At 35.6% G+C, this 24,845-nt stretch carries 21 protein-coding genes, 5 tRNA genes and 1 pseudogene; 26 read left to right on the forward strand and 1 reads right to left on the reverse strand.

From position 1 onward, the window contains the following. Window positions 1-2: 2 nt before the first annotated feature. The 25 genes from I600_RS18140 (at window position 3) to I600_RS18260 (ending at window position 21,926) form a co-directional block, all read left to right on the forward strand. Complete coding sequence (locus tag I600_RS18140) at window positions 3-311, forward strand: rhodanese-like domain-containing protein (protein WP_058105991.1); 309 nt, start codon at window positions 3-5, stop codon at window positions 309-311. A gap of 56 nt (window positions 312-367) precedes the next feature. Beyond that, a complete protein-coding gene (locus I600_RS18145) occupies window positions 368-1,645 on the forward strand; it encodes a DUF2851 family protein (RefSeq protein WP_058106015.1) in 1,278 nt (425 codons plus the stop codon). An 11-nt stretch (window positions 1,646-1,656) separates the two neighbouring features. Then, on the forward strand, window positions 1,657-1,884 hold the full coding sequence (locus I600_RS18150; protein WP_058105992.1) for a PspC domain-containing protein: 228 nt from the start codon (window positions 1,657-1,659) through the stop codon (window positions 1,882-1,884). A gap of 3 nt (window positions 1,885-1,887) precedes the next feature. Continuing rightward, complete coding sequence (locus I600_RS18155; protein ID WP_058105993.1) at window positions 1,888-2,895, forward strand: potassium channel family protein; 1,008 nt, start codon at window positions 1,888-1,890, stop codon at window positions 2,893-2,895. A gap of 88 nt (window positions 2,896-2,983) precedes the next feature. Next, complete coding sequence (locus tag I600_RS18160) at window positions 2,984-4,594, forward strand: alanine/glycine:cation symporter family protein (RefSeq protein WP_058105994.1); 1,611 nt, start codon at window positions 2,984-2,986, stop codon at window positions 4,592-4,594. 137 nt (window positions 4,595-4,731) lie between these two features. Next, a complete protein-coding gene (locus I600_RS18165) occupies window positions 4,732-5,481 on the forward strand; it encodes a ComEA family DNA-binding protein (protein ID WP_245188918.1) in 750 nt (249 codons plus the stop codon). A gap of 10 nt (window positions 5,482-5,491) precedes the next feature. Further along, window positions 5,492-6,661, forward strand: a complete 1,170-nt coding sequence (locus I600_RS18170; RefSeq protein WP_058106016.1) for an acyl-CoA dehydrogenase family protein — start codon at window positions 5,492-5,494, stop codon at window positions 6,659-6,661. A gap of 101 nt (window positions 6,662-6,762) precedes the next feature. Further along, complete coding sequence (gene rpsU, locus I600_RS18175) at window positions 6,763-6,957, forward strand: 30S ribosomal protein S21 (protein WP_058105996.1); 195 nt, start codon at window positions 6,763-6,765, stop codon at window positions 6,955-6,957. Window positions 6,958-7,046: 89 nt separating this feature from the next. Beyond that, window positions 7,047-7,940: a tyrosine-type recombinase/integrase gene (locus I600_RS18180; protein ID WP_058105997.1), complete on the forward strand. Its 894-nt coding sequence runs from the start codon at window positions 7,047-7,049 to the stop codon at window positions 7,938-7,940. Window positions 7,941-7,985: 45 nt separating this feature from the next. Next, complete coding sequence (gene hpf, locus I600_RS18185; RefSeq protein ID WP_058105998.1) at window positions 7,986-8,288, forward strand: ribosome hibernation-promoting factor, HPF/YfiA family; 303 nt, start codon at window positions 7,986-7,988, stop codon at window positions 8,286-8,288. Between the two features lie 103 nt (window positions 8,289-8,391). Continuing rightward, a tRNA-Thr gene (locus tag I600_RS18190) sits at window positions 8,392-8,465 on the forward strand. A 27-nt stretch (window positions 8,466-8,492) separates the two neighbouring features. Beyond that, window positions 8,493-8,574, forward strand: a tRNA-Tyr gene (locus I600_RS18195). Window positions 8,575-8,622: 48 nt separating this feature from the next. Then, window positions 8,623-8,695: transfer RNA gene (locus tag I600_RS18200), tRNA-Gly, on the forward strand. Between the two features lie 71 nt (window positions 8,696-8,766). Next, a tRNA-Thr gene (locus I600_RS18205) sits at window positions 8,767-8,838 on the forward strand. Window positions 8,839-8,893: 55 nt separating this feature from the next. Beyond that, window positions 8,894-10,081: an elongation factor Tu gene (gene tuf, locus I600_RS18210; protein ID WP_058105999.1), complete on the forward strand. Its 1,188-nt coding sequence runs from the start codon at window positions 8,894-8,896 to the stop codon at window positions 10,079-10,081. Window positions 10,082-10,178: 97 nt separating this feature from the next. Beyond that, window positions 10,179-10,251 (forward strand) — tRNA-Trp (locus I600_RS18215). Between the two features lie 56 nt (window positions 10,252-10,307). Continuing rightward, entirely contained in the window at window positions 10,308-10,496 is a 189-nt protein-coding gene (gene secE, locus I600_RS18220; RefSeq protein WP_058106000.1) for a preprotein translocase subunit SecE, read from the forward strand. A 7-nt stretch (window positions 10,497-10,503) separates the two neighbouring features. Then, a complete protein-coding gene (gene nusG, locus I600_RS18225) occupies window positions 10,504-11,055 on the forward strand; it encodes a transcription termination/antitermination protein NusG (RefSeq protein ID WP_058106001.1) in 552 nt (183 codons plus the stop codon). Between the two features lie 79 nt (window positions 11,056-11,134). Continuing rightward, window positions 11,135-11,572, forward strand: coding sequence for a 50S ribosomal protein L11 (rplK, locus tag I600_RS18230; protein ID WP_058106002.1), 438 nt, complete (start codon window positions 11,135-11,137; stop codon window positions 11,570-11,572). 18 nt (window positions 11,573-11,590) lie between these two features. After that, window positions 11,591-12,280, forward strand: coding sequence for a 50S ribosomal protein L1 (rplA, locus tag I600_RS18235; protein ID WP_058106003.1), 690 nt, complete (start codon window positions 11,591-11,593; stop codon window positions 12,278-12,280). Between the two features lie 25 nt (window positions 12,281-12,305). Beyond that, window positions 12,306-12,821, forward strand: coding sequence for a 50S ribosomal protein L10 (rplJ, locus tag I600_RS18240; RefSeq protein WP_058106004.1), 516 nt, complete (start codon window positions 12,306-12,308; stop codon window positions 12,819-12,821). A 51-nt stretch (window positions 12,822-12,872) separates the two neighbouring features. Next, entirely contained in the window at window positions 12,873-13,250 is a 378-nt protein-coding gene (gene rplL / locus I600_RS18245) for a 50S ribosomal protein L7/L12 (RefSeq protein WP_058106005.1), read from the forward strand. Between the two features lie 132 nt (window positions 13,251-13,382). After that, complete coding sequence (gene rpoB, locus I600_RS18250) at window positions 13,383-17,192, forward strand: DNA-directed RNA polymerase subunit beta (protein ID WP_058106006.1); 3,810 nt, start codon at window positions 13,383-13,385, stop codon at window positions 17,190-17,192. Between the two features lie 62 nt (window positions 17,193-17,254). After that, entirely contained in the window at window positions 17,255-21,553 is a 4,299-nt protein-coding gene (gene rpoC / locus I600_RS18255) for a DNA-directed RNA polymerase subunit beta' (protein WP_058106007.1), read from the forward strand. A gap of 58 nt (window positions 21,554-21,611) precedes the next feature. After that, on the forward strand, window positions 21,612-21,926 hold the full coding sequence (locus I600_RS18260; RefSeq protein ID WP_058106008.1) for a DUF3467 domain-containing protein: 315 nt from the start codon (window positions 21,612-21,614) through the stop codon (window positions 21,924-21,926). A 30-nt stretch (window positions 21,927-21,956) separates the two neighbouring features. On the opposite strand, the gene I600_RS18265 is transcribed toward I600_RS18260, so the two are convergent. Beyond that, window positions 21,957-23,546 (reverse strand): peptide chain release factor 3, encoded by a 1,590-nt coding sequence (locus I600_RS18265; RefSeq protein WP_058106009.1) that lies wholly within the window; start codon window positions 23,544-23,546, stop codon window positions 21,957-21,959. 497 nt (window positions 23,547-24,043) lie between these two features. Between I600_RS18265 and I600_RS19520 the strand changes: the two are divergent. Beyond that, window positions 24,044-24,845, forward strand: a pseudogene (locus I600_RS19520) (hypothetical protein); the annotation flags it as partial.

The raw sequence follows: 24,845 nt of genomic DNA on the forward strand, positions 1-24,845 counted from the left end.
CTATGGCAGATTTATCACAACAAGAATGGGAAGAGCAATTGGAGAAAGATTCTAATGCAATAATTCTCGATGTAAGAACAGAAGAAGAAGTAGAGGAAGGTATAATTCCTAATTCAATTAATATAGATATCTATAAAGGACAAGAGTTTGTGGCTGAACTTGAGAAGTTAGATAAGACCAAAAATTATTACGTGTATTGTAGGTCTGGTAATAGAAGTGGTCAAGCTTGTGCAATTATGAAGAATTTAGGTTTTGATAAGGCTTTTAATCTTCAAGGCGGATTTATGAATTGGGAAGGTGAAACCGCTTAATTTTATTTCTTTAAGAAAATATGCCCGCTTTACAGCGGGTTTTTTATTTTTATGAAATGAAGGAAGATTTGCTTCATTTTATATGGAAGTACAAAAAATATCCAGTAAATGGATTAGAAACTACATCTAATGAACCCGTTTATATAAAGTCTGCCGGGACCCATAATCATTTAAGTGGTCCTGATTTTTTTAACGCGCAACTAGAGTTGAATGGTCAATTGTGGGCAGGTAATGTTGAGATACATGTAAAATCATCAGACTGGTATGCGCATAACCATCAAGAAGATCGTAATTATGATAATGTAATTTTACATGTAGTATGGGAAGATGATATAGGTGTATATAGAAAAGATGGAGGTCAAATACCAACACTTTCCCTTAAGAACTATATTCCTGTGCAAGTGCTAGAGAATTATCAAAAATTGTTCAATGTTAAAAACCATAGGTTCATAAACTGTGAAAATGATTTTGACACGGTTGACGGATTTATAAGGAATAATTGGTTAGATCGCTTGTTTATAGAGCGTTTGGAACAAAAATCGGTCTACATTAATGAATTATTGTGCTATACCAATAATAACTGGGAACAAGTTTTATTTTTAATGTTATTAAAATCTTTTGGGTCAAAAATTAATCGTGAAATATTTGTTGAAATAGGCAAGTCTATTGATTTTTCGATCATTAGAAAATTGTACAAAAAGCCATTTCAAATGGAAAGCTTGCTTTTAGGGCAGGCAAATTTATTGGAAGTTACTATAGATGATGATCAGTACTTAAATGAATTAAAAAAGGAATATACTTTTCTGAGTTATAAGTTTAATTTGATCCCGGTTTTCAAGTCCCCAGAATATTTTAGGCTTAGACCAATGAACTTTCCTACCATAAGATTAGCCCAATTGAGTGCCATTTATGCTGAGAATAATAATTTATTCCATTCATTGATTGAAAATAATGAGTTAGATTTTCAGGAATATTTTAAAGTAGGTACTTCTCAATATTGGGATACCCATTATAATTTTGGTAAGAACTCTAAAAAAGGCAAAAAGAAAATATCAAATTCATTTTTAAATTTATTGATCATTAATACCATAATACCTTTAAAGTTTGCTTACAATAGGTATAAGGGCGCTCAGGATAATGAAGGTTTGTTTAAAATGATGGCTAAAATTAAAAAGGAAGAAAACAGTATTATAGCTAACTTTGATAAATTAGAAACATCAATCTTTAGTGCTAAAGATTCTCAAGCCTATCTTCAATTGTACAATAATTACTGTACAAAAGATAAATGTTTAGATTGTGTCATAGGTGCATCTTTATTGAATGTAAAAGTCTAATTTTATACGCAATGAATGTATTCTATAAATTATTGCTTTATTTTCAAAAAAGAGGATTCGAAGTGTGCGGTAGAATTGCCGAGCGCTTGGGTATAAGGGCAAGAGTGGTTAGAACTTCTTTTATTTATCTGACCTTTGTAACAGTAGGTTTTGGTTTTGCTCTTTATCTTTTTCTGGCCTTTTGGTTGAAAATTAAGGATCTTGTTTATACTAAACGAAATTCAGTCTTTGATCTGTAATGTATGATAAACTTATTTCGGTCTAAAATATATTTGGCACTGACATTAATGCTAATGGTTTTGACCTTTGGTGTGTTGGGCTATAGGTTTATTGCAGATTATAGTTGGGTAGATGCTTTTTATATGACTATAATTACGGTCACTACTGTAGGGTTTTCCGAAGTAAGGCCTATGGGGCCAGAAGGCAAGATCTTTACAATAATTCTTATAGTTACAAGTGTATTTATAGTTGGTTTTGCAATATCAATAGTCACCGAATACCTACTTTCCAGAAATTCAGTAGAACTGCTTAAAAAGAAGAAAATGAAGAATGCTATCGAAAATTTAAATCAGCATGTGATCGTCTGTGGTTTTGGGCGAAATGGAATGCAAGCGGCAGAAAAATTAAAGGCGTATAGGCGACCTTTTGTGGTAATAGAAAAAGATAAGGAGATAATAGAAAGGTTTGAAGATGACGTATTGTTTATTGAAGGCGATGCAAATGATGATGATGTGCTATTGCAGGCAGGTATAGAGCGAGCAAAATTTTTAATAGCAACATTACCTGATGATGCAGCTAATCTGTTTGTAGTTTTATCGGCAAGGCAAATGAAGAAAAATCTATTCATTATAAGCAGAGCTTCTTTAGTAAATTCTCAGAAAAAATTGTTTTTGGCAGGTGCTAATAAAGTAATTATGCCAGATAAAATAGGTGGAGACCATATGGCATCCTTAGTAGTGATGCCAGATTTAATAACGTTTATGGACAAGCTTTCCACAGAAGGTGAAAACACTACTAACCTAGAGGAAGTGGCAATAGAAGATTTTTCGGATCAAATAGAATGTAACTCTTTAAGGGATTTGGATTTAAGAAGAAAAACCGGATGTACCATAATAGGTTACATATCACCTGATGGTAATTATATCATCAACCCAGAAGCGGATATGGAACTGCAACCAAAAAGTAAGGTCATTGTGCTGGGAAGACCGGAACAAATTAAAAAATTAAACGAGATGTTCCATATAGAATAATCATCTTTCTATCATATATATTTGATTGCATCCATTATTTTTAGGATATTGCTAGACTAACTGACTAATTCAAAAAATTTTAAAACTTATGAAGTATAGACTTCTAACTCTATTAACACTGTTAATACCATTTCTTTCAATTGCACAAGAAAAAGGTTTGGATGAAAAAGTAAATGACGCCTTTATGCCTTTTGCAACGTGGTGGGAAGCTACAGTATTGACTTCTGTTCCAATTGCTGGGTATAACATACCAATTGTATTGATTCTTTTGATAGCAGGAGCTACCTTTTTTACCATTTATTTCAAATTTCCGGGTATAACTAAATTTCCATTGGCAATTAATGTTGTAAGGGGTAAATATGAGGAAATTGAAAAATACGGGCTGGAAAAAGTCCAGCAGCATATGACCGAAGATGGTGATATACCTGATACTATTAGAGACGAAAGTGAAGAGGGTGAGGTAAGTCACTTTCAAGCTTTGGCAACTGCTGTTTCTGGTACAGTAGGTCTGGGTAATATAGCGGGGGTTGCCGTAGCAATTGCTTTGGGTGGTCCTGGGGCAACATTTTGGATGATCGCTTGCGGACTTATTGGTATGTCAACAAAATTTGTAGAATGTACTTTAGGGGTTAAATATCGTGATGTAGGTCCTGATGGTACTGTTTACGGTGGTCCAATGTACTATTTGTCGCGTGGACTTAGTGAAAGTAACTTTAAGATTTTAGGTAAAATATTAGCCGGTATCTTCGCTGTGCTATGTGTGGGTGCATCTTTTGGTGGTGGTAACGCTTTTCAATCTAATCAAGCTGCCGTACAATTGACTTCAATGTTAAATTTAGAAGGTGGGGCTACAGGTGTGATTATTGGAGTAATACTTGCGGTATTGGTAGGTATTGTAATCATTGGAGGAATTAAAAAGATTGCCAGTGTTACAGAAAAGATAGTTCCTTTTATGGCAGGTATTTATGTATTGGCTTCTTTGGTAATCATATTTGCAAACATAAAGTATATAGGTGATGCATTCGGGATGATTTTTGCCGGTGCATTTTCTCCAGATGCTGCAATTGGTGGTATTATTGGGGTTATCATTGTAGGTTTTCAAAGAGCGGCTTTCTCTAATGAGGCGGGAGCAGGGTCTGCTGCAATAGCACACTCGGCGGTAAAGACAAGATATCCGGCAAGTGAAGGTATAGTAGCGTTATTGGAACCGTTTATTGATACTGTGGTAATTTGTACCATGACCGCTTTAGTGATCATTTTCTTTAATATGGATGCCGGTGCTTTTGATTATGGTAATGGTATTGGTAGTACCGTAATGTTAAATGATACTGGAGCATATGTTGGTGGTGTGGACTTAACTTCAATGGCATATGACTCTGTAATACCTGGGTTTAGATATGTACTTACCATTGCAATTATACTATTTGCCTTTTCAACAATGATATCTTGGTCTTATTACGGACTTCAATCCTGGAAATATTTGTTTGGAAGAGGGAAAACTGCAGATATCGTTTATAAGGTTCTTTTCCTAATGTTCGTGGTTATTGGTGCGGCAGCAACGCTAGACGCTGTAATCAAGTTTTCAGATGCTATGATTCTGGCATTGGTATTTCCAAATATGATAGGTCTGCTTATCCTTTTCCCTAAGGTTAAGAAGAGTTTTGATAGGTATTTGACAGCCATTAGAAAGGTGTACTAATATTTATATAGATTTTGAAAAATCTCAAATCCCACTTCAAGTTTAATAAACAAGAACGAAGTGGGATTTTCTTTTTGTTGTTATTGCTTATCCTTGTTCAAATAGGTTACTATGTCTACAGATCCTATTCTTCAAAAGTGTCAGGTCCTTTAATTTTAGAAAATTCCCTTCAGGTCCAAGTTGATTCTCTAAAAACCATAGCAGCAAAGAATAATAAGGAGCGTGTCTACCCATTTAATCCTAATTTTATTACTGATTTTAAAGGATATTCTCTTGGTATGACAATAGAAGAGATTGATAGGCTACATGAATATAGAAAGCGAAATAAGTTTGTGAATTCAGCGGAAGAGTTTCAGGAGGTTACCAAGGTTTCAAATTCCTTATTAAATGTAATCTCTAAGGATTTCAAGTTTCCGGAATGGACACAAAATGCTAAACCTAATACTCATAAGTCTAATTCTATTGAATCTGTAAATGTCAATAAAATAACTTTGAAGGATTTAAACACTGTTACTGCGCAAGACTTGCAGAAAATAAGTGGAATTGGTGAGAAATTGTCTGCTAGGATTATAAAATTTAGAGATAGGTTGGGTGGTTTTTTAATCGATGAGCAATTGTATGATGTTTATGGTCTTGAAAAAGATGTGGTAAAAAGAACTTTGAACGAGTTTAGGGTGATCAGTAAACCAAAAATCGTAAAAATTAACGTAAATATTGCAACTGCTTCAGAATTGTCAAAATTGATATATCTTCAAAAACACGTATCAGAAAGCATAGTAAATTATCGTAATCTCAACGGAAGTATCAATTCTTTGAACGAATTATCAAAAATAGAAAATTTTCCTATAGAACGTATTGATAGAATTGCCTTATATTTGTCATTATAAAAATAACGCTATGCAAAGTATGTACTTCACCGAAGAACATCAATTATTTAGGGCCAGCCTTAAAGATTTTTTACAAAAAGAAGTAGTTCCCCATATAGACAAGTGGGAAGAAACAGGGACTATTGAAAGGTTTATTTGGAAGAAGTTTGGGGATATGGGCTATTTTGGTTTGGCAACTCCTGAAGAAGATGGTGGACTTGGACTTGATCTCTTTTATACTATTATATTGTTAGAGGAACTTCAGAAAATTAATTCTGGAGGATTTGCGGCGGCAATATGGGCTCATGCATATTTGGCTATGACCCACTTGAACAAAGAGGCAGATTCTTTTTTAAAGGAAAAATATCTGCGTCCAAGTGTAGATGGTGATAAAATTGGCTGTTTATGTATATCTGAACCTTTTGGTGGTAGTGATGTAGCTGCAATGAGAACAACTGCAATTAAAAAAGGTGATCATTTTGTTTTAAATGGTTCTAAGACCTTTATTACTAATGGGGTTTATGCGGATTATATGATTGTTGCGGCTAAAACAAATCCTGAATTAGGGAATAAAGGAATAAGCATATTTGCAGTAGATAGAAACAGTGAAGGTGTAACGGCTAATAAGTTGAATAAACTGGGTTGGCGAGCATCCGATACTGCAGAATTGGCTTTTGATAATGTTAAAATACCTATTGAGAATTTAATGGGTGTTGAAAATATGGGCTTTTCTTATATAATGGAGCACTTTTCATTAGAAAGGTTAATCATGGGGGTAAATGCCCATGCCCGTTCTGAGCATGTGTTGGAGTATGCATTGAATTATATGTCAGAAAGAGAGGCGTTTGGTAAATCTATCAATCAATTTCAAGCGTTAAGGCATAGGGTAGTTGATCTTTATGCGGATATAGATATGTGTAAAGAGTATAATTACTCTGTAGCCTATAAATTGGATAAGGGGCAATATGTGGTGAAAGAAGCCACTATTTCAAAATTGAAATCCACAAAGGTTGCAGATGAGGTTGCTTATGAGTGTTTGCAATTTTTAGGTGGTTACGGGTATATTGAGGACTACCCCATGGCACGAAATTTTAGAGACAGCAGGTTAGGACCTATTGGTGGTGGAACATCTGAAATATTAAGGGAAATAATTTCTAAGATTATCATTGATAAGAAAGAATATAAGCCGGCTACGGTTTAGTTCTGGAAATTTAAAAGTTTAAAAAATAGATTAAAGGTTGCCCATTTAAATATAGTTAGTATATTTGCAGCCTTAATCATAAAGAAAGGAGGTTGTAGCCCATGTTAATAATACCAGTAAAAGAAGGAGAAAACATCGATAGAGCTTTAAAGCGTTTCAAGCGTAAGTTTGATAAGACAGGTACAATGAGACAGTTGCGTAAGCGTCAACAGTTCACAAAACCTTCAGTTGAGCGTAGAGCACAGATACAAAAAGCAGAATATATTCAAGGTCTAAGGGATCAAGAAGAAGTTTAGGCTTTGTTTTAGAAAATAAAAATCCCGCAATTTGCGGGATTTTTTTTGCTCCATAATCAAGTAATTTAAAACTTTGATACCTTTAGGTAATGTATTTATCACAATTTATATCATACCTCACATTAGAGAAAAAATACTCTGCACATACGGTTAAGGCGTACCAAAATGATGTTCTAGAGTTTAAGAGTTTTTGTGGGGCCAATTATGAGATTGAAGATATTGATACGGTAGAATATGTTTTAATTCGTCATTGGATAGTAGAATTGTCTGAAAAGCAGAATGATAATAGGACAATAAATAGGAAAATTTCATCATTGAAAGCGTATTTTAAATTCCTTCAAAAAATTGATGTGACTACTGTTAGTCCTTTGAGTATGCACAGAGCATTAAAGACCGCAAAAAAGATAGAGATTCCTTTTTCTGAGCTTGAGATGGAGAAAGTATTATCTGAAATTGAATATGCTGATGATTTTGAAGGGGTGCGGGATGAATTATTAATACATGTTCTTTATGTTACCGGTATGCGTAGGGCAGAGGTTATTTCTTTAAAAGTGTCAGATGTAGATTTTGCGAATATGACCATAAAGGTGCTGGGTAAAAGAAATAAAGAACGGCTTGTGCCAATGCTTTTAGAAACAAAGGAAAAGTTTAAGATTTATTTGGATAACAGAAAGGGTTTAAAGGAAATTAATGACGGTTCATATATGTTTTTGACTTTGTCAGGTAATAAATTATATGAAACACTTGTTTATAGATTAATAAAAAAGTATTTTAGAGAGGTTTCCTCAAAGGTGAAAACGAGTCCGCATATTCTTAGGCATACGTTTGCAACACATCTTTTGAATAAAGGTGCAGATTTAAATGCGGTCAAAGAATTATTGGGTCATTCTAGTCTGGCATCAACCCAGGTGTATACGCATAATAGTATTTCTGAATTAAAGAAAGTGCATGCTAAAGCTCATCCAAGGGGAAATAAAAAATAAATGTTTAATCTGGCTAAATTCTTAAGGCCTATAAATTTCCTGACTATGAAAGTAAATACGCAATCGGTAAATTTTAATGCAGACAGAAAATTGATAAATTTTCTTCAAAACAGACTTGATAAGGTGGAAACCTTTTATTCTAAGGTAATTAGCTCTGATGTTTATATGAAAGTGGAAAATACAAGTGCAAAGGAGAATAAGATAGTTGAGATTAAAATTTCTGTACCTAAAGATAAATTTGTGGTAAAAAAGCAATGTAAGTCGTTTGAGGAGGCTGTGGATTCAGCTTGTAGTTCGCTGGAACGCAGGCTAATAAAACAAAAGCAGAAATTAAGATTACAAGTTTGAGAAAAATTTTTCAAAATTTGTTTTGAATAAATAAAAAATACTATACATTTGCAGTCCGTTAGAAATAGCGGGCTTTTTTATGACAGAAAAAGTCGTGAAATAAGCCGATGTAGCTCAGCTGGCTAGAGCAGCTGATTTGTAATCAGCAGGTCGTGGGTTCGAGTCCCTCCATCGGCTCTTAAGTTCTTTAAAATAATAGTTTGAGGGGAGATACTCAAGCGGCCAACGAGGGCAGACTGTAAATCTGCTGACTACGTCTTCGCAGGTTCGAATCCTGCTCTCCCCACAAAACTTTTTACTTGAAGGATTTTATTGAAATATTGTAATATTATAAGCGGGAGTAGCTCAGTTGGTAGAGCGTCAGCCTTCCAAGCTGAATGTCGCCGGTTCGAACCCGGTCTCCCGCTCTATAAATTTTGACAGAAATGTCATTCCTGCGAAGGCAGGAATCTGCTATTTGGTAGATTCAACACTTTACGCCGGTGTAGCTCAGGGGTAGAGCGTTTCCTTGGTAAGGAAGAGGTCACGAGTTCAAATCTCGTCATTGGCTCAATTAAGGTATAAATTTGTACACTAATATAAACTAAGATTAAAATACATTAAACATGGCAAAGGAAACTTTCGATCGTTCCAAACCGCACTTAAATATAGGTACTATTGGACACGTGGATCACGGTAAAACTACATTGACTGCTGCTATTACTACTGTTTTGGCAAATGCAGGTCTTTCTGAATTGAGAAGTTTCGATTCTATCGATAACGCTCCTGAGGAAAAAGAAAGAGGTATTACAATTAACACTTCTCACGTAGAGTATTCTACAGCTAACCGTCACTATGCACACGTTGACTGTCCTGGTCACGCGGATTATGTAAAGAACATGGTTACTGGTGCTGCTCAGATGGACGGTGCTATTTTGGTTGTTGCTGCTACGGATGGTCCTATGCCTCAAACTCGTGAGCACATCCTTTTAGGTCGTCAGGTAGGTATTCCAAGAATCGTTGTATTCATGAACAAAGTGGATATGGTTGATGATGCTGAGTTGATCGAATTGGTAGAGATGGAAGTAAGAGAATTACTTTCTTTCTATGAGTATGATGGTGATAATGGTCCTGTGATCGCTGGTTCTGCATTAGGTGCATTGAACGGTGAGCAAAAATGGGTTGATACGGTTATGGAGTTGATGGAAGCTGTTGATAACTGGATCGAACTTCCTGCTAGAGATGTTGATAAGGATTTCTTAATGCCAGTTGAAGATGTATTTACTATTACTGGTCGTGGTACTGTTGCTACTGGTCGTATAGAAACTGGTATTGCAAACACTGGTGATCCTGTTGAGATTATTGGTATGGGTGCTGAGAAATTGAACTCTACTATTACTGGGGTTGAAATGTTCCGTAAAATATTAGATAGAGGTGAAGCTGGTGATAACGTAGGTATCTTGTTAAGAGGTATTGAAAAATCTCAAATTAGCCGTGGAATGGTAATCTGTAAGCCGGGTTCTGTAAAGCCACATGCTAAATTTGAAGCTGAGGTTTACGTATTGAAAAAAGAAGAAGGTGGTCGTCACACACCATTCCATAATAACTATCGTCCACAGTTCTACGTAAGAACTACTGACGTAACAGGTAACATTTCTTTACCTTCTGGAGTTGAAATGGTAATGCCAGGTGATAACCTTACGATTACAGTTGAGTTGATTCAGCCAATCGCATTAAGCGTAGGTTTGCGTTTCGCTATCCGTGAAGGTGGTAGAACAGTAGGTGCTGGTCAGGTTACTAAGATTATAGATTAATTTAGTCTTAAAAGAGTATTGTGTATAAGGGTGTTCTGCTCAAGCGGGACACCTTTACATGCAAATAATAGAATTGGTGATTTGGTTCACCGTTCATACGGGTGTAGCTCAGTTGGTAGAGCACTGGTCTCCAAAACCAGGTGTCGGGAGTTCGAGTCTCTCCTCCCGTGCACAATAGAATTTGGATGAATAATCCTATTTGTTGAAATTGTAAAACAGTATTTAAATGTTCACATATATAAAAGAATCCGTTGAAGAGTTAAGGAATAATGTTACTCTTCCTTCACGTGCAGAATCATCTAATTTGATGGTTGTTGTAGCTGTGTTTTCTATCCTTTTTGCTTTGGCTACTTGGGGTGTGGATACGGTCTTTAGTAAAGTGATAAAAGCATATTTCAACTACGTTTTAAACTAATAGGACTATGTCAGAGGTTTTAGAGAAAAAATGGTACGTTGTACGAGCTGTAAGTGGTCAAGAGAATAAAATCAAAGGATACATTGAAAGTGAAGTAGAGCGTCATGGTTTTTCAGACTATTTAGAGGATGTTCTTGTTCCTACTGAAAAGGTAGTTCAGATTAGAAACGGCAAGAAAATTAATAAAGAAAGGGTGTATTTTCCTGGGTATATCATGATCAAAGCTAATTTAGGTGGGGAGATGGTGCATATCATACGTTCAATAACCAATGTTATTGGGTTTTTAGGGGAAACTAAAGGGGGGGATCCTGTTCCTTTGAGAAAAAATGAGGTTAACCGTATGCTTGGTAAAGTAGATGAGTTAGCTGTGAATACAGATAGTGTTGCAATTCCATTTGTTTTTGGTGAAACGGTTAAGGTAATTGATGGTCCTTTTAATGGCTTCAATGGAACTGTTGAGAAAATTAATGAAGAAAAACGCAAGCTAGAGGTTATGGTTAAGATTTTTGGTAGAAAAACACCATTGGAGCTTAGCTATATGCAAGTAGAGAAGATTTAAGTATTTAGATTAAGTGTTACATACATATAATTAAAGTAGTGTTGCTTCCGTAAACACGCTTTTAATTTAATTTTAAACAATGGCAAAAGAAGTAGGTAAAGTAGTTAAACTACAAGTTAGGGGAGGTGCAGCGAATCCATCGCCACCGGTTGGACCCGCCTTAGGTGCTGCTGGTGTTAACATTATGGAATTCTGTAAGCAGTTCAACGCTCGTACGCAGGATAAACCAGGTAAAGTATTACCAGTTGTTATCACCGTTTACAAAGATAAGTCTTTCGACTTCGTTGTAAAAACACCACCGGCGGCAATTCAGCTATTGGAAGCGGCTAAGATTAAAAAAGGATCTGGCGAACCTAACAGAGTAAAATTAGGTAGTGTTACCTGGGACCAAATCAAGGCGATAGCCGAAGATAAAATGGTTGACCTTAATGCGTTTACAGTTGAATCGGCAATGAGTATGATTGCTGGTACTGCACGTTCAATGGGTATGAAGGTAGCTGGTAAAAGACCTTTTTAAAATCTTAAAAGTAATTAAATGGCAAAGTTAACGAAGAAGCAAAAGGAGGCGCATTCTAAAATAGAGAAAGATAAACTATACTCTGTTACAGAAGCTTCTGCTTTAATAAAAGAAATTACCAATACAAAGTTTGATGCATCAGTAGATTTAGCGGTTCGTTTGGGTGTGGATCCAAGAAAAGCTAATCAAATGGTTCGTGGTGTGGTAACATTACCTCATGGAACTGGTAAAGATGTAAAGGTTTTGGCTTTGGTAACCCCAGATAAAGAAGCGGAGGCTCAAGAAGCAGGTGCTGATTATGTTGGGTTAGATGAGTATTTGGAAAAAATTAAAGGCGGTTGGACAGATGTTGATGTAATTATCACAATGCCAAGCGTAATGGGTAAATTAGGACCGTTAGGTCGTGTATTAGGGCCTAGAGGTTTAATGCCTAATCCAAAAACAGGTACTGTAACTATGGATGTAGCAAAAGCTGTATCTGAAGTTAAAGCAGGTAAAATAGATTTTAAAGTTGATAAAACAGGTATCGTACATGCTGCGATAGGTAAAGCTTCTTTTTCTGCTGATAAAATAGCGGATAATGCTAAGGAGTTGTTAGATACTTTGAATAAGATGAAGCCAACTGCGGCAAAAGGTGTTTACATGAAAACTATTTTCATGTCTAGCACTATGAGTCCTAGTTTGCAATTAGATCCAAAGTCAGTTTAACAGCTGGTAGTTAAAAATTAATAGTATGACAAGAGAAGAAAAAGCAACGGTTATAAAAGATTTGACTACGCAGTTGGCAGATAGTGCCACTATTTATGTGGCTGATATTTCTGGTTTAGATGCAGGTACAACTTCTGATTTAAGAAGAGCTTGTTTCAAAGCTAATATTAGACTGGCTGTAGTTAAAAACACATTGCTTGCTAAAGCAATGGAGGCTTCTGAAAAAGAATTTGGTGAATTACCTGAAACGTTAAAAGGAAATACTTCTTTAATGTTTTCAGATGTAGCCAACGCTCCGGCAAAATTGATAAAGAATTTTAGAAAAAAATCTAATAAACCTTTATTAAAAGGAGCTTTTGTTGAAGAAGCAATTTACATAGGTGATGAGAACTTGGATGCGTTAGTAAGCATTAAGTCTAAAGAAGAGATGATTGGTGAGATTATTGGATTGTTACAATCTCCAGCCAAAAATGTTATTTCTGGACTTAAATCTGGTGGTGGTAAAATCGCTGGTATCCTTAAAACATTATCTGAAAAATAAGTACGCACAATAAACTAAGTATATTTTAAAAATTTTATTAAACGATAGAAAATGGCAGATTTAAAAGATTTCGCAGAACAATTAGTTAACTTGACAGTTAAAGAAGTAAACGAGTTAGCTGATATATTAAAAGAAGAGTACGGTATTGAGCCTGCAGCAGCAGCAGTAGCGGTAGCTGCCGGTGGTGGTGGTGAAGCTGGTGAAGCAGCAGAGGAAAAAACTGAATTCGATGTTATTTTGAAAGCAGCAGGTGCTTCTAAGTTAGCAGTTGTAAAATTAGTTAAGGAATTAACTGGTTTAGGATTAAAAGATGCTAAAGATATCGTTGATAGCGCACCAAAAGCTGTTAAAGAAGGTGTTACTAAAGACGAAGCTGAAGGTATCAAAAAATCATTGGAAGAAGCTGGAGCAGAAGTTGAGCTTAAATAATAGCAACAACCATATTATTTTTGGTTTAGGTCTTTGCGCTTTTTGCGTTTAGACCTAAGCCTTTTTATAGAATTAGGTATATTAAGAAGTATACAACCCAACTAGTACTCACGATCAAAACACTGTCCGTAGATGTTCACAAATAATACTGAAAGAATAAGCTTTGCTTCTGCAAGAAACACACCGGACTATCCGGATTTCTTAGATATTCAGATTAAATCTTTCCAAGACTTTTTTCAACTTGAGACTAAATCAGATGAAAGAGGTAATGAAGGTCTTTATAACACCTTCATGGAAAATTTCCCAATTACTGATACCAGAAATCAGTTTGTATTGGAATTCCTTGATTATTTCATAGACCCACCTAGATATTCTATCCAAGAATGTATAGAGCGTGGTCTTACTTATAGCGTTCCCTTAAAAGCTCGTTTAAAATTATATTGTACAGACCCAGAGCATGAAGACTTTGAAACTATTGTACAAGATGTTTATTTAGGTACAATTCCTTACATGACACCTAGTGGTACTTTTGTTATCAATGGTGCTGAGAGAGTTGTAGTTTCTCAATTGCATAGATCTCCAGGGGTTTTCTTTGGTCAGTCTTTCCATGCAAACGGGACAAAATTATATTCTGCAAGAGTAATTCCTTTTAAAGGATCTTGGATAGAATTTGCTACCGATATCAACGGCGTAATGTATGCTTATATCGATAGAAAGAAAAAATTACCGGTTACTACTTTGTTTAGAGCTATTGGCTTTGAACGTGATAAGGATATATTAGAGATTTTCGACCTTTCTGAAGAGGTGAAGGTTTCTAATGCCGGTCTTAAAAAAGTACTAGGTCGTAAATTAGCGGCAAGAGTATTGAACACTTGGCATGAGGATTTTGTTGATGAGGATACTGGTGAAGTAGTATCTATTGAGCGTAATGAGATTGTTCTTGACCGTGATACTATTTTAGAAAAGGAACACATAGCTGAAATTATTGATGCCGATGTAAAAACTATTCTTTTACATAAAGAGAATAATGCTCAGTCAGATTATGCTATAATTCATAATACACTACAGAAGGATCCAACTAATTCTGAAAAAGAAGCGGTTGAGCATATCTATCGTCAATTACGTAATGCGGAGCCACCAGATGAGGAAACGGCACGTGGTATTATTGATAAATTATTCTTTTCTGATCAACGTTATAACTTAGGTGAAGTTGGTCGTTATAGAATGAACAAAAAATTACAGTTGGATATTGGAATGGACAAGCAAGTCTTGACTAAAGAAGATATCATAACTATTATAAAATATTTAATTGAGTTAATAAACTCAAAAGCTGAAATTGATGATATTGATCACTTATCTAACCGTCGTGTAAGAACTGTAGGTGAACAATTATCTTCTCAGTTTGGTGTTGGTCTTGCGCGTATGGCAAGAACAATACGTGAGCGTATGAACGTTCGTGATAATGAAGTATTTACACCAATTGATTTGATTAATGCTAAGACGTTGTCTTCAGTAATTAATTCTTTCTTTGGTACGAACCAATTGTCTCAATTTATGGATCAAACGAATCCATTGGCAGAGATTACGCACAAAAGAAGATTATCGGCATTAGGTCCAGGTGGTTTATCAAGAGAGCGTGCAGGTTTTGAGGTTCGTGATGTTCACTATACACACTACGGTCGTTTATGTCCTATTGAAACTCCTGAAGGTCCAAACATTGGTTTGATATCATCATTGTCGGTGTTTGCTAAAGTAAACCCAATGGGCTTCTTGGAAACTCCTTATAGAAAAGTAGAGAATTCAGTAGTAGACTACAAAAACTATACTTATTTAAGTGCTGAGGAAGAAGAAGGAATGAAAATAGCTCAGGCTAACATTCCAATGAAGGAAGATGGTACTATAGATGCGGAAAAAGTAATTGCAAGGGAAGAAGGTGATTTCCCAGTTGTGGATCCATCGGAAATTCAATATACCGATGTTGCTCCTAATCAAATTGCTTCAATTTCTGCTTCCTTGATTCCGTTCTTGGAGCATGATGATGCAAACAGGGCTTTGATGGGATCTAACATGATGCGTCAAGCAGTTCCTTTATTAAAACCACAATCTCCAATTGTTGGTACTGGTCTTGAGCGTCAAGTTGCTTCAGATTCAAGAGTATTGATCAATGCTGAAGGAGATGGGGTTATTGAGTATGTTGATGCTCAAAAAATCACTATCAAATATGATAGAACTGATGAGGAAAGATTAATCAGTTTTGAAGAAGATAGCAAGACTTATTTCTTGGTGAAGTTTAGAAAAACCAACCAAGGCACCAACATTAACTTGAAGCCAATTGTACAAGTAGGTGATAGGGTAAAGAAAGGGCAAGTTCTTTGTGAAGGTTATGCAACTGAAAAAGGAGAATTAGCATTAGGTAGAAACTTAACCGTTGCATTTATGCCATGGAAGGGGTATAACTTTGAGGATGCAATTGTAATTTCAGAGAAAGTTGTACGTGAAGATATTTTTACATCTATTCATGTTGATGAGTATTCTCTGGAAGTTAGGGATACTAAATTAGGAGCGGAAGAACTTACACATGATATACCTAACGTTTCTGAAGAGGCTACAAAAGACTTGGATGAAAATGGTATGATCAGAATAGGTGCAGAGGTTAAGCCCGGTGATATTCTAATTGGTAAGATTACACCAAAAGGTGAGTCTGATCCAACTCCTGAAGAAAAATTATTACGTGCCATATTTGGTGACAAAGCTGGTGATGTAAAAGATGCTTCATTAAAAGCATCACCTTCTTTAAGAGGTGTTGTTATTGATAAGAAATTATTCTCTAGATCAGTAAAGGATAAGAGAAAACGTTCTGAAGATAAAGAAGAACTATCTAAATTAGAATTGGAATACGAAGTAAAATTCCAAGAATTAAAAGATATTCTTGTTGAGAAATTATTTACTATAGTAAATGGTAAGACCTCTCAAGGTGTTCTTAATGATTTAGGTGAAGAAGTATTACCTAAGGGTAAGAAGTATTCAATGAAAATGTTGAATTCTGTTGATGATTTTGCTCACTTAGTAGGTGGTAGTTGGACAACGGATGCAGATACTAATGCATTGGTAGCTGATCTTCTTCATAACTATAAGATTAAGCTTAACGATTTACAAGGTAACTTAAGAAGAGATAAGTTTACTATATCTGTTGGAGATGAATTGCCTGCTGGTATTATGAAACTTGCTAAGGTGTATATCGCCAAAAAGCGTAAGCTTAAAGTTGGTGATAAAATGGCAGGTCGTCATGGTAACAAAGGTATTGTTTCAAGAATTGTTCGTCACGAAGACATGCCTTTCTTGGAAGATGGAACACCAGTTGATATTGTTTTGAATCCGTTAGGTGTACCTTCTCGTATGAATATTGGTCAAATCTATGAAACAGTTTTAGGTTGGGCTGGTCTTAAGCTTGGAAGAAAATATGCTACACCAATTTTTGATGGGGCAACTTTAGAGGAGATAAACAAGTATACAGATGACGCAGGTATTCCAAGATTTGGACATACTTACTTATTCGATGGTGGAACCGGTCAACGTTTTGATCAACCTGCAACAGTAGGTGTGATTTATATGTTGAAACTTGGTCACATGGTAGATGATAAGATGCACGCACGTTCAATTGGACCATACTCTCTAATTACACAACAACCATTGGGTGGTAAAGCTCAGTTTGGTGGTCAGAGATTTGGTGAAATGGAGGTTTGGGCATTAGAAGCTTATGGTGCATCTGCAACTTTACGTGAGATACTTACAGTTAAGTCCGATGATGTAATCGGAAGGGCTAAGACTTATGAATCCATTGTTAAAGGAGAAACAATGCCAGAGCCTGGTTTACCAGAATCTTTCAACGTTTTAATGCACGAACTTAAGGGACTAGGTTTGGATATTAGACTGGAAGAATAGTTCAATAGTTAGTATTGAAGACTATTAAGTAAAACAAATTAAAACATTATCAGAACGCTATTATGGCTAGAATAAAAGATAATAACCAAGTAAAAAGGTTTGATAAAATTTCCATAGGTTTAGCTTCTCCAGAATCTATTTTGGCAGAATCTAGAGGTGAAGTTTTAAAGCCGGAAACAATTAACTATAGAACTCACAAACCAGAACGTGATGGTTTGTTCTGTGAGCGTATTTTTGGTCCTGTTAAGGATTATGAATGTGCTTGTGGTAAATACAAGCGTATTCGTTACCGTGGTATCGTTTGTGACCGTTGTGGTGTAGAGGTAACGGAAAAGAAAGTTCGTAGAGATCGTGTAGGTCATATTAATTTGGTGGTACCAGTAGCTCATATTTGGTACTTCCGTTCTTTACCTAATAAAATAGGTTACCTTTTAGGTTTACCTTCCAAGAAATTGGATATGATTATTTACTACGAGCGTTACGTAGTAATACAACCAGGTATCGCTAAAGGACCTGAAGGTGAAGAAATCAATAAAATGGATTTCTTGACAGAAGAAGAGTACTTGAATATATTAGATACTATTCCTCAAGAAAATCAATATTTAGAAGATACTGACCCTAATAAGTTTATTGCTAAAATGGGTGCAGAATGTTTAATTGATTTGTTGGGTAGAATAAATCTTAAAGAACTTTCTTTTGAGTTAAGACACAAAGCAAATACTGAGACTTCAAAGCAGAGAAAAACTGAAGCTTTAAAGCGTTTGCAAGTAGTTGAGGCACTTAGGGAATCTCAAGAAAATAGAGAAAACGAACCAGAATGGATGATTATGAAGGTAATTCCGGTGATTCCACCAGAATTACGTCCATTAGTACCATTAGATGGTGGTCGTTTTGCAACATCAGATTTAAATGATCTTTATAGAAGGGTAATTATTCGTAATAACCGTTTAAAAAGATTGGTTGAAATAAAGGCTCCTGAAGTAATTTTACGTAATGAAAAACGTATGCTTCAAGAAGCGGTAGATTCTTTGTTCGATAATACGAGGAAAGCGTCTGCAGTAAAAACGGAATCTAATAGACCTTTAAAATCTCTTTCAGATTCATTAAAAGGTAAACAAGGTCGTTTCCGTCAAAACTTACTTGGTAAGCGTGTAGATTATTCTGCTCGTTCGGTAATTGTTGTAGGACCAGAGTTGAACTTATACGAATGTGGTCTTCCAAAAGACATGGCTGCTGAGCTTTACAAGCCTTTTGTAATCAGAAAATTGATTGAAAGAGGTATTGTAAAAACAGTTAAGTCCGCTAAGAAAATTATAGATAAGAAAGAGCCTGTAGTTTGGGATATTTTGGAAAATGTATTGAAAGGTCATCCTGTATTATTGAACAGGGCCCCTACTTTGCACCGTTTGGGTATCCAAGCTTTCCAACCTAAATTAATAGAAGGTAAAGCAATTCGTCTACACCCATTGGCATGTACTGCATTTAATGCGGATTTTGATGGGGATCAAATGGCGGTTCACTTACCATTAGGACCAGAGGCTATTCTAGAAGCACAGTTGTTGATGCTTGCTTCTCAGAACATTTTAAACCCTGCTAATGGTTCGCCGATTACGGTACCATCACAGGATATGGTCTTGGGTCTGTATTACATGACCAAAGAGCGTAAATCAACTCCAGAAGTTCCAATTATCGGTGAAGGTTTAACTTTTTATTCTGCAGAAGAAGTAGAGATAGCTTTTAATGAAGGTAAAGTAAATCTTAATGCTGGTATTAAGGTTAGGGCTAAGGATTTTAATGAGGAGGGTGAATTGGTTAATCAAATTATACCTACTACTGTTGGGCGTGTTTTATTTAATAAAAACGTACCAGAGGAAGCGGGTTATATTAACCAAGTATTGAACAAGAAGGCATTAAGAAATATCATTGGTGATATTTTAGCTGTAACAAGTGTTCCTGCAACTGCAGCTTTCTTGGATAAGATTAAGACTATGGGGTATGAATTTGCCTTCAAAGGTGGATTGTCCTTTAGTTTAGGTGATATTATTATCCCGGCTGAAAAAATGGATATGATCGGTGAGGCCAATGGTCAGGTTGATGGCATTATGGCTAACTATAACATGGGTCTTATTACCAATAACGAGAGATACAATCAGGTTATTGATGTATGGACATCGACTAATGCTATGTTGACGGAATTGGCTATGAAACGTATCCGTGAGGATCAGCAAGGTTTCAACTCGGTGTATATGATGCTTGATTCTGGTGCAAGGGGTTCTAAGGAACAAATTCGTCAGTTAACAGGTATGCGTGGTTTGATGGCCAAGCCTAAAAAATCGACAGCTGGTGGTGGAGAAATTATTGAAAACCCTATTCTTTCTAACTTTAAGGAAGGTCTTTCAATTTTGGAATACTTTATTTCTACACACGGTGCACGTAAAGGACTTGCGGATACGGCATTGAAAACTGCGGATGCTGGTTACTTAACGAGAAGACTTGTTGATGTTTCTCAGGATGTTATTATTAATACCGAAGATTGTGAAACATTAAGAGGGGTGGAAGTTCAGGCACTTAAGAAGAATGAAGAAGTTGTTGAAAGCTTAGGTGAAAGAATTTTAGGTCGTGTTTCTCTACATGATGTATATAACCCAATGACAGAAGAATTGGTTCTTCAAGCGGGTCAACAGATTATGGAAGCCGATGTTAAGAGAGTGGAAGCATCTCCTATTGAAAAAATAGAAGTACGTTCTGCACTTACATGTGAGGCTGAGAAAGGTATTTGTGCTAAATGTTACGGTAGAAACCTTTCAACCAATAAAATGGTACAAAGAGGTGAAGCTGTTGGTGTTGTGGCTGCACAATCAATTGGTGAGCCGGGTACACAACTTACACTTAGAACATTCCACGTAGGTGGTATTGCAGGTAACATTTCTGAGGATAATAAATTAGAAGTAAGATTCTCGGGTATTGCTGAAATTGAAGATTTAAGAACGGTTACAGGCGAAGGTTCTGATGGTAAACCAGCAGAGATCGTAATTTCTAGAACAACTGAGATTAAAGTTGTTGATGCCAAAACCGGTATTACTCTGAGTACAAGCAATATTCCTTATGGGTCTCAATTGTTTGTGGAAAATGGAGCTAAAGTTGAAAAGGGCGATGTAATTTGTTCTTGGGATCCATATAACGGGGTAATCGTTTCTGAATTTCCAGGTAAAATTGCTTATGAGAATATTGAGCAAGGTGTTACTTATCAAGTTGAAATAGATGAGCAAACAGGTTTCCAAGAGAAAGTAATTTCAGAATCTAGAAACAAGAAGTTGATACCAACTTTATTGATTCAAGATGCTAAAGGTGAAACATTACGTTCTTACAACCTACCGGTAGGTTCTCATATAATGGTTGATGATGGCGATAAGATTAAAGAAGGTAAGACTTTGGTTAAGATTCCACGTAAATCTGCAAAAGCGGGTGATATTACAGGAGGTCTTCCAAGAGTTACCGAATTGTTTGAAGCTAGAAATCCATCTAACCCAGCAGTAGTATCTGAAATTGACGGTGTTGTTTCTTTCGGTAAAATAAAGCGTGGTAATAGAGAGATAATCATTGAATCTAAATTAGGTGAGGTTAAGAAATATCTTGTGAAATTATCTAATCAGATCTTGGTGCAGGAGAATGATTATGTAAGAGCAGGTATGCCATTGTCAGATGGATCAATTACACCAGAAGATATTTTAGCAATAAAAGGTCCTTCCGCTGTACAACAGTACTTGGTAAATGAAGTTCAGGAAGTTTATAGACTGCAAGGGGTGAAGATTAATGATAAGCACTTTGAAGTAGTTGTTAGACAGATGATGCGTAAAGTAAGAATTCAAGATCCAGGTGATACTATCTTCTTAGAGAATCAATTGATTCATAAAGATGATTTCATTAAAGAAAATGATGAAATCTTTGGTAAGAAAGTAGTAATGGAGGCTGGTGATTCTGACAATCTTAAACCGGGTCAAATTGTAACTCCAAGAGAGTTAAGAGATGAAAACTCGTTGTTAAGACGTGGAGATAAGGCATTGGTTGAGGCAAGAGATGCAGTTTCTGCAACGGCAACTCCAATCCTTCAAGGTATCACTAGAGCATCGTTGCAGACGAAATCATTTATTTCTGCTGCATCGTTCCAAGAAACGACTAAGGTATTAAATGAAGCCGCTGTAAGTGGAAAAGTAGATACTTTAGAAGGTCTTAAGGAGAATGTTATTGTTGGTCATAAGATTCCTGCTGGTACAGGTATGCGAGACTATGATAGTATTATCGTTGGGTCCAAAGAAGAATATGATGAGATAATGGCCAGAAAAGAGGCATTAAGATTCTAATTATAATACTGACCCTCAAATAAAATTTGAGGGTCATTTTTTTTAATATGAAATAAACATGAGTGAACATAAGAACCCAAATCAAAAGCAGATAAATATTGAGTTGGACGAAAAAATGGCAGAAGGTATATACTCTAATCTAGCTATTATTAATCATTCAGTTTCTGAATTTGTGGTTGATTTTATTAGTATGATGCCAGGAGCTCCAAAGGCAAAAGTTAAAAGTAGGATTATTTTGACTCCTCAACATGCTAAAAAGTTTTTAAAAGCTTTAAACGATAATGTGCAACGTTTTGAGAAAGCACACGGAACAATAAAGGATTATGAGCAACCTTCAATACCAATTAATTTTGGTCCTACAGGAGAAGCATAAAAAAAGCCCAATTTAAAAATTGGGCTTTTTTTATTCAAATTCTGAAGTAAAATGTAGTTTTACTGATGGATATTTTTGCTGGGTCATTTGAAGGGAGAATTGAGAATCTGCTAAAAATACCAATTGACCTCTCTTGTCCTTTGCAAGGAATTTTTGCTTAACTCGTTCAAATTCCTTGAATTCATCTGATTTTCTGTTTTCGGTTCCTACCCAACATGCCTTATATACATTGAAATTTTCATAGCTACATTTGGCACCATATTCATGTTCCAATCGGTATTGGATAACTTCAAACTGTAATGCACCCACGGTACCTATAACTTTTCTGCCATTCATTTCTAAAGTAAATAATTGTGCGACACCCTCATCCATTAATTGGTCTATTCCTTTATTTAGCTGTTTAGATTTTAATGGATCAGCATTATTGATATATCTAAAATGTTCTGGTGAAAAACTAGGTATGCCTTTATAATGTAAGGTTTCGCCTTCGGTTAACGTATCACCAATTTTAAAATTACCCGTATCATGAAGACCTACAATATCACCGGGATAAGAAATATCAACTATTTCCTTTTTTTCTGCAAAAAAGGCATTAGGACTTGAAAATTTTAAATTTTTACCATGTCTTACATGTAAGTAAGGTTTATTTCTTTCAAATGTACCCGATACAATTTTAATAAATGCAAGTCGGTCTCTATGTTTAGGATCCATGTTTGCATGTATTTTAAATACGAACCCGGTCATAGCTTTTTCGTTAGCTTCTACCAAACGTTCTTCAGCATTTTTAGAACGTGGTGTAGGGGCAATTTGGATAAAACAATCTAATAATTCCCGAACTCCAAAATTATTAAGGGCGGATCCAAAGAAAACTGGCTGTTGGTCACCTTTTAGGTATAGTTCTTTGTTGAATTTTGGATACACACCCCATACCAATTCAAGATTATCCCTTAATTCCGATGCGGCATTGCTTCCTATAATTTTGTCCAGTTCAGGATTGGTAACGTCATCAAAAGCAATCGTTTCTTCAATATTCTTTTTACTATCCCCACTAAAAAGATTAATATTCTTTTCAAAAATGTTGTAAATACCTTTAAAATCATAGCCCATTCCAATAGGAAAACTTAACGGGGTAACGGAAAGTCCAAGCTTTTGTTCTAATTCATCCAATAAATCAAAAGCATCTTGACCTTCTCTGTCCAATTTATTGATGAATACGAGCATTGGAATTTTTCGCATACGACAAACTTCTACTAGTTTGACCGTTTGTTCCTCTACACCTTTAGCAACATCAATTACAACTATGACACTATCTACAGCGGTAAGGGTTCTAAAAGTATCTTCGGCAAAATCTTTGTGTCCTGGGGTATCTAAAATGTTAATTTTCTTGTTCTTGTAGTTAAAGGCTAGAACAGAGGTTGCGACAGAAATACCTCTTTGTCTTTCAATTTCCATGAAATCACTGGTCGCGGATTTTTTTATTTTATTGTTTTTTACGGCACCCGCTTCTTGAATGGCACCTCCAAAAAGTAATAGTTTTTCAGTAAGTGTAGTTTTACCAGCATCGGGGTGGGAAATGATACCAAAGGTTCTTCTTCGTTCTATTTCTTGTTTGAAGGTCATATAAAAAATTTGTGCAAAAATAAGATAAAATAGATTCTTACCATTTAAGAAAGCGTAGTGATAATTTAAGTAAGATGTTTTCAATGTAGACTATAAACAAGATATGTGAATATTATTTACAATTGTTTTAATGAATATGATCCATATTGCTAGATTGATCGTATTTAAAAGAAATGTAAATAATAATAACGTCTATTTGTCCATTTTTTATGCAGATTGCCTATTGAATTTGAGGGTTAATCGAAAAAGAATTTGAGTTGAATTCATTTTAATATATCTTAGCAACGTTTTAATAAGACTGCCCCACTTTCTTATCGAAAACATTAAAAACACTACCATTTGCCATGGTGATTAGTAAAACACTAACACTTATGGGTAAAATTACTTTTTTAAAAATTAATAAGTTTTTCTTTAATAGTACTAACTATTTCTATTCTACTTTCCTTACAGTTTTCTGCGTTATTAATTTATTTGGTAGTCAAGCAAAATTACCTAGTATGTTATCCACAAACGCTATAAAAAGTGAGGTAGATTGCACGGTTCATGATTCCAAAGAAATTCGTTCACAGGATTTAGGTGTTCAAAATGGTATTGATAATGGGACTTTAGCTGTAAATAACGTTGATGTTAGTTATAAATGGGGTTTGCCGGAAGGTAGTGTTTTGATTAGTATGACCGGTGGTAGTACGTTTAATTCTGGGTTGTTCATGGTTCAGAATGGTAAGAAAATAAAATTTTCTATAACGGGGTCTGTACCTGTTAAAATTACGGCTAAACACTCTGAGTTAGTTGCAGGGAATAGTACTGATGGTATTATTGCTTTAGATGGAGTTGTTTATGAATTTACAAATACCATACTCGCAGATGGTCTTACTTCAGGTATGAATGGTAATAATTATTTTGTACATAACAATACCAATGTCTTAGTTGATGAGCATGAAAGATTTACATGGGAATCTCAAGAAGTAGCTAGTCAAATTGAATTTTATACAACTTCGCACTTGAAAAGTGCAGTGATTTTATTTTTGAAACCGATTGTTTGTCAAAATGAAATTGATACGGACGGGGACGGAGTTCCGGACAGTGCAGATCTTGACGATGATAATGATGGTATCCTGGATACGGAGGAAGATCCCAATCTTGACGGTGACAATGATCCTTTAACGGATCCTCTGGATACCGATAACGATGGTATACCGAACCACTTGGATATCGACAGTGACGATGACGGCATACCCGACAACGTGGAGGCACAGACCACTGATAGTTATATAGCCCCTAACGAGGACGATGCCGCGA

It is taken from the genome of Maribacter dokdonensis DSW-8 (assembly GCF_001447995.1).
Taxonomy (GTDB): Bacteria; Bacteroidota; Bacteroidia; order Flavobacteriales; family Flavobacteriaceae; genus Maribacter; species Maribacter dokdonensis.

Bases quoted from the DNA above. Each gene is read 5' to 3' on its own strand.
- rpsU (WP_058105996.1), top strand. From the start codon at position 6,763: ATGTTAATAATACCAGTAAAAGAAGGAGAAAACATCGATAGAGCTTTA.
- rplJ (WP_058106004.1), top strand. From the start codon at position 12,306: ATGACAAGAGAAGAAAAAGCAACGGTTATAAAAGATTTGACTACGCAG.
- I600_RS18155 (WP_058105993.1), top strand. From the start codon at position 1,888: ATGATAAACTTATTTCGGTCTAAAATATATTTGGCACTGACATTAATG.
- hpf (WP_058105998.1), top strand. From the start codon at position 7,986: ATGAAAGTAAATACGCAATCGGTAAATTTTAATGCAGACAGAAAATTG.
- I600_RS18145 (WP_058106015.1), top strand. From the start codon at position 368: ATGAAGGAAGATTTGCTTCATTTTATATGGAAGTACAAAAAATATCCA.
- tuf (WP_058105999.1), top strand. From the start codon at position 8,894: ATGGCAAAGGAAACTTTCGATCGTTCCAAACCGCACTTAAATATAGGT.
- I600_RS18150 (WP_058105992.1), top strand. From the start codon at position 1,657: ATGAATGTATTCTATAAATTATTGCTTTATTTTCAAAAAAGAGGATTC.
- nusG (WP_058106001.1), top strand. From the start codon at position 10,504: ATGTCAGAGGTTTTAGAGAAAAAATGGTACGTTGTACGAGCTGTAAGT.
- I600_RS18170 (WP_058106016.1), top strand. From the start codon at position 5,492: ATGCAAAGTATGTACTTCACCGAAGAACATCAATTATTTAGGGCCAGC.
- rpoC (WP_058106007.1), top strand. From the start codon at position 17,255: ATGGCTAGAATAAAAGATAATAACCAAGTAAAAAGGTTTGATAAAATT.
- rplA (WP_058106003.1), top strand. From the start codon at position 11,591: ATGGCAAAGTTAACGAAGAAGCAAAAGGAGGCGCATTCTAAAATAGAG.
- I600_RS18265 (WP_058106009.1), bottom strand. From the start codon at position 23,546: ATGACCTTCAAACAAGAAATAGAACGAAGAAGAACCTTTGGTATCATT.
- I600_RS18160 (WP_058105994.1), top strand. From the start codon at position 2,984: ATGAAGTATAGACTTCTAACTCTATTAACACTGTTAATACCATTTCTT.
- I600_RS18180 (WP_058105997.1), top strand. From the start codon at position 7,047: ATGTATTTATCACAATTTATATCATACCTCACATTAGAGAAAAAATAC.
- rpoB (WP_058106006.1), top strand. From the start codon at position 13,383: ATGTTCACAAATAATACTGAAAGAATAAGCTTTGCTTCTGCAAGAAAC.
- rplK (WP_058106002.1), top strand. From the start codon at position 11,135: ATGGCAAAAGAAGTAGGTAAAGTAGTTAAACTACAAGTTAGGGGAGGT.
- I600_RS18140 (WP_058105991.1), top strand. From the start codon at position 3: ATGGCAGATTTATCACAACAAGAATGGGAAGAGCAATTGGAGAAAGAT.
- secE (WP_058106000.1), top strand. From the start codon at position 10,308: ATGTTCACATATATAAAAGAATCCGTTGAAGAGTTAAGGAATAATGTT.
- rplL (WP_058106005.1), top strand. From the start codon at position 12,873: ATGGCAGATTTAAAAGATTTCGCAGAACAATTAGTTAACTTGACAGTT.
- I600_RS18260 (WP_058106008.1), top strand. From the start codon at position 21,612: ATGAGTGAACATAAGAACCCAAATCAAAAGCAGATAAATATTGAGTTG.